Annotated in this window: 16 protein-coding genes and 1 pseudogene; 10 read left to right on the top strand and 7 right to left on the bottom strand. The window is 36.1% G+C overall.

Going from position 1 to position 14554, the window contains the following annotated elements:
• Nucleotides 1-10: 10 nt before the first annotated feature.
• Nucleotides 11-1210 (bottom strand): annotated as a pseudogene (locus GQR59_RS12615) (NADH:flavin oxidoreductase/NADH oxidase family protein).
• A gap of 100 nt (nt 1211-1310) precedes the next feature.
• Here GQR59_RS12615 and GQR59_RS12610 point away from each other — a divergent pair.
• The 10 genes from GQR59_RS12610 to GQR59_RS12570 all read left to right on the top strand — a co-directional run bounded on the left by GQR59_RS12610 (nt 1311) and on the right by GQR59_RS12570 (nt 8926).
• The gene (locus tag GQR59_RS12610; RefSeq protein WP_160063236.1) at nt 1311-2219 is read left to right on the top strand and encodes a LysR family transcriptional regulator; all 909 of its coding nucleotides are present in this window, start codon (nt 1311-1313) and stop codon (nt 2217-2219) included.
• Nucleotides 2220-2296: 77 nt separating this feature from the next.
• Entirely contained in the window at nt 2297-2725 is a 429-nt protein-coding gene (locus GQR59_RS12605) for a DUF3859 domain-containing protein (protein ID WP_160063234.1), read from the top strand.
• A 67-nt stretch (nt 2726-2792) separates the two neighbouring features.
• Nucleotides 2793-3071, top strand: a complete 279-nt coding sequence (locus tag GQR59_RS18705) for a hypothetical protein (protein ID WP_236546759.1) — start codon at nt 2793-2795, stop codon at nt 3069-3071.
• Between the two features lie 69 nt (nt 3072-3140).
• Nucleotides 3141-3503: a helix-turn-helix domain-containing protein gene (locus GQR59_RS18700; protein ID WP_236546758.1), complete on the top strand. Its 363-nt coding sequence runs from the start codon at nt 3141-3143 to the stop codon at nt 3501-3503.
• Nucleotides 3504-3617: 114 nt separating this feature from the next.
• A complete protein-coding gene (locus tag GQR59_RS12595; protein ID WP_160063232.1) occupies nt 3618-4553 on the top strand; it encodes a DMT family transporter in 936 nt (311 codons plus the stop codon).
• A 174-nt stretch (nt 4554-4727) separates the two neighbouring features.
• Nucleotides 4728-5651 (top strand): ABC transporter ATP-binding protein, encoded by a 924-nt coding sequence (locus tag GQR59_RS12590; protein WP_160063230.1) that lies wholly within the window; start codon nt 4728-4730, stop codon nt 5649-5651.
• Nucleotides 5641-6414, top strand: coding sequence for an ABC transporter permease (locus tag GQR59_RS12585; RefSeq protein ID WP_160063228.1), 774 nt, complete (start codon nt 5641-5643; stop codon nt 6412-6414). The genes GQR59_RS12590 and GQR59_RS12585 overlap by 11 nt, the downstream gene beginning before the upstream one ends.
• Nucleotides 6411-7088: a tRNA (guanine(46)-N(7))-methyltransferase TrmB gene (trmB, locus tag GQR59_RS12580; protein ID WP_160063226.1), complete on the top strand. Its 678-nt coding sequence runs from the start codon at nt 6411-6413 to the stop codon at nt 7086-7088. The genes GQR59_RS12585 and trmB overlap by 4 nt, the downstream gene beginning before the upstream one ends.
• A 112-nt stretch (nt 7089-7200) precedes the next feature.
• Nucleotides 7201-8253, top strand: a complete 1053-nt coding sequence (gene msrP / locus GQR59_RS12575) for a protein-methionine-sulfoxide reductase catalytic subunit MsrP (RefSeq protein WP_160063224.1) — start codon at nt 7201-7203, stop codon at nt 8251-8253.
• A 40-nt stretch (nt 8254-8293) separates the two neighbouring features.
• Nucleotides 8294-8926: a protein-methionine-sulfoxide reductase heme-binding subunit MsrQ gene (locus tag GQR59_RS12570; RefSeq protein WP_160063222.1), complete on the top strand. Its 633-nt coding sequence runs from the start codon at nt 8294-8296 to the stop codon at nt 8924-8926.
• A gap of 91 nt (nt 8927-9017) precedes the next feature.
• Here the strand turns inward: GQR59_RS12570 and GQR59_RS12565 are convergent, their stop codons facing one another.
• The 6 genes from GQR59_RS12565 to pcnB all read right to left on the bottom strand — a co-directional run bounded on the left by GQR59_RS12565 (nt 9018) and on the right by pcnB (nt 14417).
• Nucleotides 9018-10157, bottom strand: coding sequence for a glycerate kinase (locus GQR59_RS12565; RefSeq protein ID WP_160063220.1), 1140 nt, complete (start codon nt 10155-10157; stop codon nt 9018-9020).
• A gap of 211 nt (nt 10158-10368) precedes the next feature.
• The gene (gene panD, locus GQR59_RS12560; protein WP_160063218.1) at nt 10369-10749 is read right to left on the bottom strand and encodes an aspartate 1-decarboxylase; all 381 of its coding nucleotides are present in this window, start codon (nt 10747-10749) and stop codon (nt 10369-10371) included.
• Nucleotides 10750-10818: 69 nt separating this feature from the next.
• Nucleotides 10819-11673, bottom strand: a complete 855-nt coding sequence (panC, locus tag GQR59_RS12555) for a pantoate--beta-alanine ligase (RefSeq protein WP_160063216.1) — start codon at nt 11671-11673, stop codon at nt 10819-10821.
• Between the two features lie 64 nt (nt 11674-11737).
• Nucleotides 11738-12532, bottom strand: coding sequence for a 3-methyl-2-oxobutanoate hydroxymethyltransferase (panB, locus tag GQR59_RS12550; protein ID WP_025562606.1), 795 nt, complete (start codon nt 12530-12532; stop codon nt 11738-11740).
• Nucleotides 12533-12595: 63 nt separating this feature from the next.
• Nucleotides 12596-13078, bottom strand: a complete 483-nt coding sequence (gene folK / locus GQR59_RS12545; RefSeq protein WP_160063214.1) for a 2-amino-4-hydroxy-6-hydroxymethyldihydropteridine diphosphokinase — start codon at nt 13076-13078, stop codon at nt 12596-12598.
• A complete protein-coding gene (gene pcnB / locus GQR59_RS12540; protein WP_160065165.1) occupies nt 13071-14417 on the bottom strand; it encodes a polynucleotide adenylyltransferase PcnB in 1347 nt (448 codons plus the stop codon). Before pcnB ends, folK begins: the two co-directional genes overlap by 8 nt.
• Between the last annotated feature and the right edge of the window lie 137 nt (nt 14418-14554).

The raw sequence follows: 14554 nt of genomic DNA, 5'->3' as shown, positions 1-14554 counted from the left end.
CAAAGCTAACTTATGTGAATTTAGCTAACCACTTAATACAACGCTGTTTATCGCGTTGTTCATAAGCTTTTAATGCTAAAGGTAAACTTAAGTCAAAACTATTTTCTGTATCATTTCCTATTGCATTTATAAGCATGGTATACCAAGCCGTTATTCCTCCTTTTGGTGGGGTTTTAAAAATAGGAAATTTAGGATCATTATTCACTTGGCTTAACCAATTGTTGGCAAGGTTTGGGTTTAATACAAAAGCACGTGCGATTCCTACCATGTCACTCGTATTTTTATGTAATGTATTAATTGCTTCTTCTCTCGTTTTAAAGCCACCTGTCACAGCAATAGGAATATTTGTTATTTTTTTAGCTTTTGAACTGAAATCTATAAAATAAGGGCCTTTAGTTAAACTGTCTGAGCTGGATTCTGCCCCTGGAAAATAAGATCCTCCACTTAGTTCGATAAGGTCAATAGATGTTTTATCAAGGAGACCAATCGCTACCAGTGCATCTTTTTCTGTTAATCCACCTTGTAGTTGATCAGTTCAGTTAATCTTAATTCCTATAGGGAATGAATTTCCTACCGTATCGCGAACCTTACTAACTATATCTATAATTACCTTACATCGAGCTTCTATCGATCCGCCGTATTGGTCTTCACGCCGATTAAATAACGGGGACAAAAACTTACTTAATAAAAAATCGTGTCCAGCATGAATTTGAACACCAGTAAATCCTACTTCTTTTGCTATTAGTGCTGCTTTAGCAAAAGTATTTGGTAGCTCTGATACTTCTTGTTCCGACATGGCAGAACATTCAAAATCACCAATTTTAAAACTTGATGGACCTTTAGGCTCACTTATTGGAGAATGAGAAAGACCACCTGCATGCCCTAACTGCGGCCATATATGTGAGCCGTTAATTTTAGCTCTTGTTGTTAACAGCTTTAAAGTCTGCAGATTAGCGGTATTATCTAACACTAAATTTCCTGTGTTTTCTGGGAATTTAGAATCTATTTGTACTTCACCAATAATAGATAAACCTACACCACCTTCAGCCCATTTTTCATATAAACGAATTTGTGCATCTGTTGGGTTCCCTTCTCCATTACCAAGCGAATCAGACATTGCTGATTTTACTATTCTATTTTTTAGTTTTTCACCACATGGAAGGCGTAATGTTTGGCTAAGTAAATGACTGTTATTTACTGTTTCGGTCATATCTATCTCTTATCAATTGAAACTATTGAAGACATTATGAGTTGTTTTTACTAAACTAAAACAACTCAATAATACAAACACTATTAAAAATAAGTTAATAATGAACACTTCAGATCTCAATCTATTTATTAGAATAGTCGAAACGGGCAGTATTACAGAAACGGCTAAGCAACTAAACCTCACTCCAGCAGCCGTTAGCTCTGCACTTAAACGTTTAGAGAAACAGCTTAATTTACAATTGTTGATAAGAACAACAAGACGTTTGCGTATTACTTCACAGGGTGAGCTATTTTTGTATCACTGCCGACAAGCCTTAAGTAGTTTAGAGCAAGGTCGCATAGCAGCTCACCAATTAGAGGGAAAAGTAAGTGGAAAATTGCAATTATCACTTCCCTCTGACCTGGGGCGAAATACAGTCTTACCTTGGATAGATGAATTACTCGAATTACACCCATTACTCTCTGTAGATTTGAGCCTAGGCGATACTTTATCTAATTTCTTTCTCGATCAAGTTGATGTTGCTTTACGTTTTGGAAAACCCGAAGATTCGACAATGGTTTCATTTCAGATTGCTACGATGGAAAGAATAACCTGTGCATCTCCTCATTACCTTTCCGACTTTGGTGCTCCTTCGCATCCAAGTGATTTAAGTGAACACAATTGTTTGTTATATCGCAGAGGTGGCCGTTTATTTAATGAATGGGAATATTTAAACGAAGCAGAAAAATTAAAAATAAAAGTAGATGGCAATAGAGTGAGTAATGACACTGATATTGTGAAACGTTGGGCTGTAAGCGGAAAAGGCATTGTATGCCGAGCGAAAATTGATGTTATCTCAGAATTACAAAGTGGTGCATTAATAGAAGTTCTGTCTCAATATCAATCCCCGCAGGTTGAGTTACATTTAGTTTGTGCGAATAGAGAACAGGTCACCCCTGCTGTTATTGCACTTAGGGAGTTACTTAGGAAATTGGTTAAACAACAATTAAACAATAAGGTTTCTATTTAAATGTATTCTTAAACGATCTATTTTAAAGATTTATTTTTAGTTATAATTCACGGCATATTTTTGATAGGCAGGAAACTATGGCAAAGAAAAAGCCTGAGATTAAAATACAAACGTATGGCGTTCATTCTAAATGGGATTCAAAATCTAAAACGCTGCCTAAAGTATTAACATTTACCACAGATATCCCTGCAGAGATAGATATCGAATTTGGTTTTATAATCAACGTAAAAAATGCACGTGGTAAGAAAGTATTTTATTGTATCAATCATCCCAACATCCATAATAAATCAGGTGAACCTTGTGATGCGTTTACTGGCGAAGTACACATTACCAATAACGATTGGAGCTTTTATCTAGGAGACACTATTTGGGCGCCTATTGAAGATAAGTGCGGACTATGGCGTATGACAATTGAACTCGATGGAACAGTGATAGCAGATAAAACTTTTAAAGTGTTCTCTGGTGAGTCTAATACTCCTGCAAAACAACGATTTGCTTACTTATAAGCTTTTATTTTACGAACCATACACTGATTACATCCAATCAAAACAACAGAATAGTGGAGGTTATATTATGGTAAAGAATTTGTTATCAATTCGTTCCTATAGTACAAAACCTGCTACTCATTCACATCCTTTTAACCAACTTGTTCTTCCTCTGCGCGGAGTTATCAATATACGTGTTGGTGATTTCAATGGGAAAGTGGCACCCGGTGAATGTGTTGTTGTTAAAACGGATGCAGAACATTTATTTACTGCTGATGCGCAAGCCCGATTTGTTGTCGCTGACATGCAAGATCTACCCGATAACATTAATTCTAAACAACGTATAGTTTTTGCTATTAATCATTAACTTAGCAGTTATTTAGCTTTCATTGAAAGCCAGTTAGAAAACAAAATTAATGAAAAAGTTGAACAAAGTATGTTTGAAATGTTTATCTTGTTATTACAAGATCAGCCTTTATTAGCCAAAATAGATCATCGTATTGGTACAGCGATTTCATTTATTGAAAAGAACATGATGCAACAATTAAAGATAAAAAACTTAGCTGAATTAGCTTGCCTGAGTGAAACCCAATTTAAGAAGCTTTTCAAACAAGAAACGAATACAAGTGTCATGAAATATGTGACTAAACTTCGTATGGAAAAGGCACAAGCTTTATTAACACATACCGATTATCCATTACCTATCATTGGCGAGAAAGTAGGGTATCAAGAGCCATCTGCTTTTAGCCGAAAGTTTTCACAGTACTTTGGTTTTTCACCTAATAAATTTAAAAGATAAAGTTAGTCTGAATCGTCAACAATTGCGTCTTAATTGTTAAACACTCTCATTATTATTCACTTATCCTATTGTTTCTAAAGCGCTTATCTACAGTTATTACTTAAAGGTTTAAGAATGGAAAGTCATAAAGGATATTTTAAAGGTATTTTTGTAATTGTTGCGGCTAGTTTTTTGTGGGGAACAACAGGTCTTGCTGCAAATTATTCTGAAGCCGTAAGCGCTTTGGCCATTGGCGCATTGTCTAGTGGAGTAGGCGGTATATTATTAGTGATCACTTCCCGTAACAAACTATTAATAGATTACAAACTGATCTTGCAACAACCTACGCTGTTACTTCTAGGGGCAATCTCTGTTTCTATTTATCCGTTAGCATTTTATAGCTCAATGCGTCTATCTGGCGTTGCCATTGGGACTGTTGTATCTATTGCTTCAGCCCCTTTATTTGCAGCAATCCTGGATCGTTTAATAAGTAAAAAACACATTTCATTACAATGGTTTTTGAGCTTCATCATTGGTGCTATAGGTATTATCTTATTAGTGCTAGGTAAGGAGCAAATCCACCTTGAAGTTAATAACCTACATGAAGAAACATTCGGTGTGTTATTAGGCTGTATTGCTGGTTTAACTTATGCATCTTACTCATGGGTAGCAAAACGATTAATCGAAAGTGGCGTGCATTCACGATCCTCTATGTCTGGTTTATTTGGTTGTGCAGCGTTTTTGCTATTACCTTCGCTTTGGTTTACTGGCGATAATTTATTTTCTAATCCAACAAATATAAGCATTTCTCTATATATAGGGATAATTCCTATGTTTATCGGGTATTTATTATTTGGCTTTGGATTGAATTTTATCAATGCAAGTAAGGCAACATTGATTACGCTGATTGAACCGTTGATCGCGACTATTCTTGCGGTTTGTATTATAGGTGAAAAATTTAAAGTGATCGGTTGGGTAGGTGTGTGTTTAGTTTTATTATGCTTGTTAATACAAACTATTAAACCTCCATCTTTAAGTACAAGAAGAGCAGAATCGATGCCCTGCGAGTAACTTTGTGTCTTAACTTATTTCCCTTAGATAAAACATAACAACGTTCTTTATTTGTTAACACTATTTTCAGCCCTATTTAATGATATAATTTGTAACTGTTTAAATATTTCATTTCATCGTAATAGTGCCATTATTACGGTGTATTTTTCATTAATTATTAAGGCTTTTATTGGTATGAATGCAATTGAACTTCAGAATATAACGAAAACCTATAGAGGCGGAGTAACAGCATTAAATGGCGTTTCTTTGAAAGTAGCAGAAGGTGACTTTTATGCTTTGTTAGGTCCGAATGGGGCTGGTAAGTCAACGACGATTGGTATTATTTCTTCATTAGTGAATAAGAGCTCTGGTAAGGTAAGTATTTTTGGTTATGATTTAGACACACAACTTGAGTTAGCTAAAAGCCAAATTGGGTTGGTTCCACAAGAATTTAACTTCAATCCTTTTGAGCCACCTTTACAAATACTGGTTAACCAAGCCGGTTACTATGGTACTCCAAGAAAAGAAGCACTTATCCGAGCAGAGAAGTATTTGAAGCAACTCGATTTATGGGGTAAACGTAATGAACCTGCCAGAGAGCTATCTGGTGGTATGAAACGTCGTTTGATGATCGCTAGAGCCTTGATGCATGAACCTAGGTTATTAATTCTTGATGAACCAACTGCAGGTGTTGATATTGAGTTACGTCGCTCTATGTGGCTCTTTTTAACAGAACTTAATAAACAAGGTGTGACTATTATTTTAACCACTCACTATTTAGAGGAAGCTGAAAGTTTATGCCGTAATATTGGCATTATCAATAAAGGTGAGTTAGTTATTAATACGAGTATGAAAGAGCTCATTGGGCGTCTAGACAGCGAAACGTTTATTTTAGATGTAAATTCTACTGCACATTTGCCTGAGACTACCGATTTCAAATTCACGGTAATCGATGAGCGAACGGTAGAGTTAGAGTTAGCTAAGGCACATTCATTAAATAATGTTTTTGAATTATTAACCGCGAAAGGCATTGAAGTGAAAAGTCTTAGAAACAAATCCAATCGTTTGGAAGAGTTATTTTTAGAATTAGTTAAAAATGGAGTTATCGATGCTAAATAAACAATATGTAATAGCACTAAAAAGTATCTGGGCTAAAGAGGTTAATCGCTTCTTACGTATATGGGTACAAACTTTAGTACCGCCTGCTATTACAATGTCTTTATATTTTGTTATTTTCGGTAACCTCATTGGCGAAAGAATTGGCGACATGAATGGTTTTAGCTATATGGCTTTTATTGTGCCGGGTTTGATCATGATGTCTGTTATTACTAATTCTTATTCTAATGTAGCTTCGTCATTTTTTAGCGCTAAGTTTCAACATAATATAGAAGAGTTATTAGTTGCGCCCGTACCAAATTATCTCATTATTTTTGGATATGTTGGAGGAGGGGTTGCACGTGGTTTAATGGTGGGATTCATTGTTACTTTAGTGTCATTATTCTTTGTCGACTTACACATTTATAACGTATTGGTATTGATTGCAAGTGTGCTATGTACTTCTATTCTCTTTTCAATCGGTGGTTTATTAAATGCCATTTTTGCTAAAACCTTTGATGATATTAGTATTATTCCTACGTTTGTTTTAACACCCTTAACTTATTTAGGTGGCGTATTTTACTCTATCTCTCTACTGCCTGATTTTTGGCAAGGTGTTTCTCATTTCAACCCGGTTTTTTATATGATTAATGCTTTTCGTTATGGCTTCTTAGGTGTTTCTGATGTGCCTATTGTTTGGTCTTTTGTGGTGATATTTACCTTCATTATTATAGGTTATTCATTAGTGGCTATCTTACTTAAAAAAGGCGTAGGTATTCGATCATGAATGAGTTTACGGGAGATTCAAGAGTTATTTCATCTAACCAAGTTGGTTTACATGAGAAGTTAGATGAAGTGGTATTAAAGCATTTGCAACATGACTTTAAAAAACCTTATCAAACACATACATTAGCGGCCTTTAAAGAAGTTGAAAAATGGGTCGAGCAACAGGGGAAACCTATTATATTCGATTCATGCTGTGGGGTAGGTGAGAGTACTTACCACATTGCTAAAGCGCACCCTGAAGCGATTGTATTAGGTATGGATAAATCTGCAGATCGGTTATCAAAACATCCAAGTGATGGTGAAGCATTGATTGAAGAGCTGGATAACTATCGTTTATTACAAGTAAACCTTAATGATTTCTGGCGTTTAGCGGTAGAAGCTAATTGGACGCTTTCACACCATTATTTGTTGTATCCAAATCCGTGGCCTAAATCTAAACATTTACAGCGTCGCTGGCATGGTAGTGCGGTATTTCCTGCTATTATTAAACTAGGAGGTAAATTTGAGTTGCGAAGTAATTGGTTTACTTATGTAGAAGAATTCCAGAGATCGCTTCAGCTTGCGAATGTAGAAAGTTGTACTGAAATTTATAAAACTGATCATGCCATTACCCCTTTTGAACGTAAATATTGGGCAAGTGGTCAACAATCTTTACGTTTAATATGTGACTTATAAGAAAGGTTATTAACTATTTTATTATTTTCTTTTATTAGATATTTAATTAAATAATTGAAATAATATTTGTATTTTATAGGTCTGTCTTTATTGAACTCTTTGAGGAAAAGATATGCTTATAAAAAATAAGAAAAAATCGCAGTTAAAAGAATCTGATTTAACCAGTGAGTCGTTCTATAAAAAACGCCGTAATCTCATAAAAGGTATTGGGTTTGCTGCTTTATCTTTACCTTTGGCTAAAGCGGCAAGCTGTAAAGTATTTGATCTTTTTGGTAATGATAAAAAGGTCGATGTTTTTGGTAATAATGTTGAGCTGGAAGAGGCGTCAGGTGCCTTTAAACGATCTCCTTTACAGTTTACTAAAAACACTAACTTCCAATCTTTAACCCCTTTAACCCCTGAAAGCAAAGTTATTGCCTATAATAATTTTTATGAATTTGGTGTAGGCAAGGGCGATCCAGCAGAATTTTCCCAACAATTCAAAGTAGATCCTTGGTCTTTAACAATTGATGGTTTAGTTGATAAACCAATTACTTTGAATTACGAAGATTTGTTGAAAACATTTGATATAGAAGAGCGTTTATACAGGATGCGTTGTGTTGAAGCTTGGTCAATGAATATCCCATGGTTGGGATTCTCACTAGCTTCTTTATTAAAAAAAGCAGGCATCAAATCCAATGCTAAATTTGTACGGTTTGAGACTGTTTATGACCCTGAACAAATGCGTGGTCAACAATCTCGATTTATTGGTGGTAGCATAGACTTTCCATACGTCGAAGCACTAACTATTGATGAAGCAATGAACCCATTAGCATTACTTTCAGTTGGTTTATATGGTAAAACGCTAGCACCACAAAACGGCGCTCCTATTCGTCTTGTTGTGCCATGGAAGTATGGCTTTAAAAGTATTAAATCAATTGTAAAAATTACCCTTACAGATAAAGCTCCGGTTAATACATGGCAAGCGCTTGGACCTGATGAGTATGGATTTTTTGCTAATGTAAATCCGCGTGTTGATCATCCACGTTGGAGTCAAGCAAGTGAACGTTTTATTGGTAATGGAAATGTTTTTCAACAAAAACGTCAACCTACTGCTATGTTTAATGGCTATGGTGAAGAAGTTGCTCATTTGTATAAAAATATCGACTTAACACGTTATTTTTAATGGCTTCAATAATGATGAGTAAAATTTAAAGGATTATTTTATGACTAAACTGCCGCCGGCAACGATTACTTTTATTAAATTGATTATTCATTTTATATCGATATGTACATTAACGTATTTGTACTTCTTAATTGATAGTAATCGGCTTGGGGCAGATCCAGTAAAAGAAATGATACATTTTTTAGGTAAAACAGGCTTAAACTTCCTAGTCATTACACTTGCTATTACACCTTTAAGTAAACGCCTCAAACAACCGCTATTAGGTTGTTTAAAAAGGGTATTAGGTTTGTATTCATTTGCTTGGATTAGCTTACACCTTACTGCTTTTCTTTGGTTAGAGTTAGACTGGCAAGTGAAGTTCTTATTTGACGAAGTAATTAAAAGACCTTATTTAACACTAGGAATGATAGCTTGGATTATTTTATTAATGTTAAGCATTACATCACTAAACGCAATTAAAAAAAGAATGAAGAAAAGCTGGTGTACTTTACATCGTTGGGTATACGTAGCCCTAGTATTAGGTGCAATACATTATTATTGGTCAGTAAAATCAGGTGTGATAGAACCAACTATTTATCTTGTTATCTGTATTGTTTTGTTGAATGAACGTCGTCATTATTTTAAATCATTATTAAAACCTTTTTTTAAATCGCGTAAAAAAATATCAACTTAAACAATTATCAACTTAAACAACGATGCTTTTTACATATATCTGTAAAAAGCATCGTTGTAAAAGCAAATATAGAGATAATTAAGAAACAAATTTAAGCTCGTTTTAATGCGAATATTTTTGCTATATTTTCTGCTACATTTGCTACATTGTCATGTGCTTCCGCAAAAGCTTGTTGTAATGTAATTGCTCCTGGCACTGCGGCAAATACAGCATCAATCCCACATCCATAAACAGCTTGATGATTTTTGCCTAAACTACCTGCAATACCAATCACTGGAATATCAAATTGTTTCGCTATTTTCGCAACGCCCATTGGTGTTTTACCATAAATAGTTTGGTTATCAATTCGACCTTCGCCGGTAATCACTAAGTCAGTCTTATCCATATAGTGGTTAAGCTGAACCGCTTCTAAGACCAAGTCGATACCAGGCTTTAATGTTGCATTAGTAAATGCCATTAGAGCTGCTCCCATGCCTCCTGCTGCACCTGCTCCAGCTTGGTTAAGAACATCAATATTAAATTGTTGCTTAATACAATCACCATAATGTTTTAAAGCATCATCTAATAACTGAATATCTTCCGGAGTTGCTCCTTTTTGAGGCCCGAAGACATGGCTTGCACCATGGTTACCGCACAAAGGATTATCTACATCACAAGCGACGAGTATTTCACAATTGCTTAAACGCGTATCTAATCCATCAATATTAATTGATTTTATATGCTGTAAACCTGCACCATTAGCCACTATGTTTTGGTTATCTTTATCAAGAAAACTAACGCCTAGTGCGCTTAACATCCCGATACCGCCATCATTAGTAGCACTACCACCTAAACCAATAATGATTTTAGTCGCGCCATGGTCTAATGCGGCTTTTATCAACTCGCCGGTACCATAACTTGACGTTAGTTTAGGATCGCGTAAATGCACTGGAACATGATGAAGTCCACTGGCTGCTGCCATTTCTATTACCGCGGTATGGCTACCATCACCTAGTAAGCCATAGAATGCATCAACACTTTCTGAAATAGGGCCTGTTACTTGTAAATTAAGTATTTCTCCTTGAGTTGCATCAACTAAGGATTGTACAGTGCCTTCTCCACCATCAGCGACAGGAATTAAGCAATAGGTCGCTTCTGGGAATACACGTTTAAAGCCGGTTTCGATAGCAATACAAACTTCTTTAGCCGTTAAACTTTCTTTAAATGAATCGGGGGCGATAACTATTTTCATGTCTACCTCTATTTTATAGGAGTAATAAGCTTAATAAGTATACGCATATAATCGCTGTAATACCTTGTTCTAATAATAGAATTTTTTTAATAGGAGTTATTAAAAATAGTTAATATGTTTGTTTGGATGAGTTTTTGAGTGGGCTAATATAGAAAAAGCCGTTAATACTCAATATTAACGGCTTTTATAATTGCTTTAATAAGTTAGCTTATTAAGCGACTTGAATGGGTACATCTTTACTTGTGCGGACAATGTTATTGTCTTTATCTAAATACACTAAGCTAGGTTTGTGGCCTTCAATTTCATCAGTATCGAAACTTGCGTAAGTACAGATGATCACACGGTCACCAACAGCTGCTTGACGTGCTGCTGCACCATTTACTGAAATGATTTTTGAACCACGTTCACCTACGATTGCATAAGTTGAAAAGCGATTACCGTTATCGATGTTGTAAATTTCGATTTGTTCGTATTCTAAAATGCCTGATTGCTCAAGAAGGTCTTGATCGATAGCACATGAACCTTCGTAGTTTAATTCAGCGTGAGTTACGCGAGCTTGATGCAATTTACCTGTTAGCAGTGTCTTTTTCATACAGAACCTTTGATTCTAAAAAATTTAAAATGAGTGTCTTTTCAGCAGGGCGACTATAAAGTAAAAACTTTATTCGCGCAAATTAACAACTAAGTTGTCAATTAAGCGAGTCTCACCTAAGAAAGCGGCCATTAACACCACAGCTTGTTTACTTGCTGTATTTAAAGGCGCTAATGTAATTGGGTCAACCACATGGATTTTGTCAGTTTTAAAACCTAACTGATCTAAGGTTTGGCTGGCATCTTTTATTAATTGTTTACAGTTTTCTAAATTTGATTGCACACTTTTACCTAGGTCATTCATGACCTCAGCAAGTTTAGGAGCAATTAACTTTTCGTCTGCTGATAATTTTCCATTGCGAGAGCTCATCGCTAAGCCTGATGTTTCTCGAACGGTAGCAACAGGGATGATGTTAATTGGCATCGCTAAGTCAGTCACCATTTGCTGGATAATACTAAGTTGTTGGAAGTCTTTTTCACCAAAACAAGCTACATCAGGTTGAACTAAGTTAAATAGTTTAGTGACAATAGTACTTACGCCACGAAAATGACCAGGGCGTAATTCACCTTCCAAACAATCAGACATACCAGGTACTTCAATAAATGTTTGTGCATTTAGACCATTTGGATAAATAACGTCTGCGCTAGGTGTAAATACAATATCAACACCAGCTTGTTCAAGTTTGGCACAATCTTCAGCTAAGGTTTTTGGGTAATTATCCAAATCGCTTTGGTTATTAAATTGCATTGGGTTTACAAAAATACTGACAACTGAAATATCTGCATGTTGTTGACCTTCTTTAACTAATGTTAAATGGCCTTGATGTAAGTTTCCCATAGTAGGGACAAAACTAACTTTTGCACCTTGCTGCTTAAGTTTTTTAATTTCACTGCGCAGTTGTGTTGGATCTTGAATTACTTGCATTACTAACTCTTAATAAAACGATTAATGACGATAAAACGATTGGTATTCATGAAAGCAACTCGCTTTAGTAGAAGCTATGCTCAGAACCTGGGAAAATTTTATTCTCTACCTGTTCCTTATAGAGCTCAACAGCACGACGAATATCGCCTGTTTCTACTAAAAAGTTCTTAGAGAATTTAGGACAAAAGCCTGCTGAAATACCAAACGCATCATGCATTACTAATATTTGACCATCTGTTTCAGCACCTGCGCCAATACCAATAACGGGGATATTTAATGCTTTAGTTACTCGTTCTGCTAATGCCACTGGTACACATTCAATCACTAATAACTGAATTCCTGCTTTTTCTAATGCCAGTGCATCTTCAATTAACTTATCGGCCTGTTCATCAGCACGACCTTGTACTTTGTAACCACCAAAAACATTAACAGATTGTGGTGTTAAACCTAAATGACCACATACAGGAATACCGCGTTCAATTAATCCTTTCACTGATTCGCTTAACCAGGTGCCACCTTCAAGTTTTACCATGTTCGCACCTGAACGCATTAGCGTTGCTGCATTATTATAAGTTTGCTCGGGAGTAGAGTAAGACATGAAGGGCAAGTCTGCAATGATTAAAGACTTTTCTGTTGTGCTTGCAACAGCTGCAGTGTGATAAGCAATATGCTCTACAGTGACAGGTAACGTAGAGTCATGCCCTTGTAATACCATACCTAAAGAATCACCCACTAATAAAACTTGAATATCAGCTTGATCGAAAATAGCCGCAAAACTAGCATCATATGCGGTAATACAGGTGATTTTCTCTTGCTCTTGTTTCATTTTAGCTAAACGAGAAACGCTTATTTTAGCCATTATTGCTCCTAACTAGCAGTGTGATTTGACAGGTGAATGATTTTACTGCCCTAATGAATTAATTCAACCTGTAATAGCGGTCAAACCGTTTTTATCACAGTGTTTAAGCATTTCGATCAATGAAGTGCCATCGGGCATTTGTAGAGTAGGGGCTATTTCAAATAATGGATAGAGCACAAACTCTCGTTCTTTCATTCCATAGTGAGGGACCGTTAAACGATCATTATCAATTGCTTTATCGCCATAAAGAATAATATCTAAATCTAAGGTTCTTGGTCCCCAGCGATTTTCTTTACGTTCTCTTCCCTGTGCTTGTTCAATAGCTTGCAGTTGATCAAGTAACTCAATCGCCGATAATGTTGTGTCTATCTTGGCGATAGCATTAATATAATCAGGTTGATCTTGCGGCCCCATAGGCGCACTACAATATAAAGAAGAACAAGTGACAAGTGTCGTATCTTTTATATTGTTTAGTGCGGTAATGGCTTGTTTTGCTTGTTCAATCGGTTGTGCTTGGTTACTACCAATTGCAATATAACTAATCATTACTCTTACTCACAACTGGCTTACGTTTTGCTTTGTTATAGCGACGTTTTTTCGCAGGTCTATCTGAGTCAGGTTTAAACTCTTTTGCTTTATTAACATTACTACGAGCGTAATTATGCTCAGGTAACTTGTTATGCAATTGATATTCTTCCCACCACGCTGTTAGCTCAGCGAGTTCTCGGCTTTGTTCAACGCGTGCTCTTAATGCTAAGAAGTCAAAAGCCGCTCTGAATTTTTCATGGGCATATACACGTTGAGCACGTTTCCCACCAAAGCGTGGTAGACGATGCTGTAAAATCCAAATGTCACGAATAGCCGCAGTAAAGCGTTTAGGAATGGCAATTGTTTTAACTTGAATTGTTAACACTTCATTCATTGCTAGCATAAATGCATCATGCAGCTCGATTCCACTTTCAAAACTCATTTCTTGTGCGCGTTGCTCAAGTGGATACCACAACATGACGGCATAAATATAAGCAGGAGTGACTCGCTTACCTTCAGATATACGCTTGTCCGTATCCATTAATGCTTGTTCGATCATCTTAGTCGCTTTATCGTCTTCTCCATCTTTGAATAAGATGGGGAATAACACCGCTAATAACTTGTATTCTTTTAATAGTCGGTACGTCGCTAAACCTTGCCCAGACAATAATAGTTTGATGACTTCGTCAAAATGTCGTGCTGCTGGAATATCTTGCAACAATGAAGCTAAACGACGAATAGGCTCTGCGCATTCATCACTGATTGACAAGTCTAATTTTGCAGCAAAACGGATTGCACGTAACATACGAACCGGATCTTCACGGTAACGTACTTCAGGCTCGCCAATTAAGGTTAAGCGACGTTGTGCTAAGTCATCCATACCACCACAGAAATCATATAACGAGAAGTCTGCAATATCGTAATACAATGCATTAACAGTGAAGTCGCGTCGTTCTGCATCTTCTTCTAAAGAGCCGTAAACGTTATCGCGAAGTAACATGCCCTCTTGTGATTGTTTTACTTTTTGCTTGTCTTGTTCTGTTTCATCATGATGCCCACGAAATGTAGCCACTTCGATAATTTCACGACCAAATAAAATATGTGCAAGACGGAAGCGACGGCCAATTAAGCGACAGTTTCTGAATAATGCTTTTACTTCTTCTGGTGTTGCATTCGTTGTGATATCAAAATCTTTTGGCTTTAAGCCTAATAATAAATCACGTACGCCACCGCCAACCAATAAAGCACGGTATCCAGCGTTGTGTAAACGGTATAAAACCTTTAATGCATTCTCATCAATATCAGATCGAGAAATAGAGTGCTGCTCACGAGGGATCTTATATTGATCTAACGAAATAGCGGCTTCAGTCGTTTTTTTCTTTTGAAATACTTTTTTTACGAGTTTGCTTAAGCGTTTAATAGCTTTATCCTCTGCATCTATTTAGATGGAATTAGTCTGTAAAATGATGCGCTTATTTTATGTGCGCTGATTAT

This window comes from Psychromonas sp. L1A2 (assembly GCF_009828855.1).
Taxonomy (GTDB): domain Bacteria; phylum Pseudomonadota; class Gammaproteobacteria; order Enterobacterales; family Psychromonadaceae; genus Psychromonas.
This window is presented reverse-complemented; position numbering and strand designations above follow the sequence as displayed.

Coding starts and splice junctions, on each gene's coding strand:
- GQR59_RS18705 (WP_236546759.1), top strand. CDS start 2,793: ATGGTAAAGAATTTGTTATCAATTCGTTCCTATAGTACAAAACCTGCT.
- msrP (WP_160063224.1), top strand. CDS start 7,201: ATGCTTATAAAAAATAAGAAAAAATCGCAGTTAAAAGAATCTGATTTA.
- panB (WP_025562606.1), bottom strand. CDS start 12,532: ATGGCTAAAATAAGCGTTTCTCGTTTAGCTAAAATGAAACAAGAGCAA.
- GQR59_RS18700 (WP_236546758.1), top strand. CDS start 3,141: ATGTTTGAAATGTTTATCTTGTTATTACAAGATCAGCCTTTATTAGCC.
- panD (WP_160063218.1), bottom strand. CDS start 10,749: ATGAAAAAGACACTGCTAACAGGTAAATTGCATCAAGCTCGCGTAACT.
- panC (WP_160063216.1), bottom strand. CDS start 11,673: ATGCAAGTAATTCAAGATCCAACACAACTGCGCAGTGAAATTAAAAAA.
- GQR59_RS12570 (WP_160063222.1), top strand. CDS start 8,294: ATGACTAAACTGCCGCCGGCAACGATTACTTTTATTAAATTGATTATT.
- GQR59_RS12585 (WP_160063228.1), top strand. CDS start 5,641: ATGCTAAATAAACAATATGTAATAGCACTAAAAAGTATCTGGGCTAAA.
- GQR59_RS12595 (WP_160063232.1), top strand. CDS start 3,618: ATGGAAAGTCATAAAGGATATTTTAAAGGTATTTTTGTAATTGTTGCG.
- GQR59_RS12605 (WP_160063234.1), top strand. CDS start 2,297: ATGGCAAAGAAAAAGCCTGAGATTAAAATACAAACGTATGGCGTTCAT.
- GQR59_RS12610 (WP_160063236.1), top strand. CDS start 1,311: ATGAACACTTCAGATCTCAATCTATTTATTAGAATAGTCGAAACGGGC.
- folK (WP_160063214.1), bottom strand. CDS start 13,078: ATGATTAGTTATATTGCAATTGGTAGTAACCAAGCACAACCGATTGAA.
- GQR59_RS12565 (WP_160063220.1), bottom strand. CDS start 10,157: ATGAAAATAGTTATCGCCCCCGATTCATTTAAAGAAAGTTTAACGGCT.
- trmB (WP_160063226.1), top strand. CDS start 6,411: ATGAATGAGTTTACGGGAGATTCAAGAGTTATTTCATCTAACCAAGTT.
- GQR59_RS12590 (WP_160063230.1), top strand. CDS start 4,728: ATGAATGCAATTGAACTTCAGAATATAACGAAAACCTATAGAGGCGGA.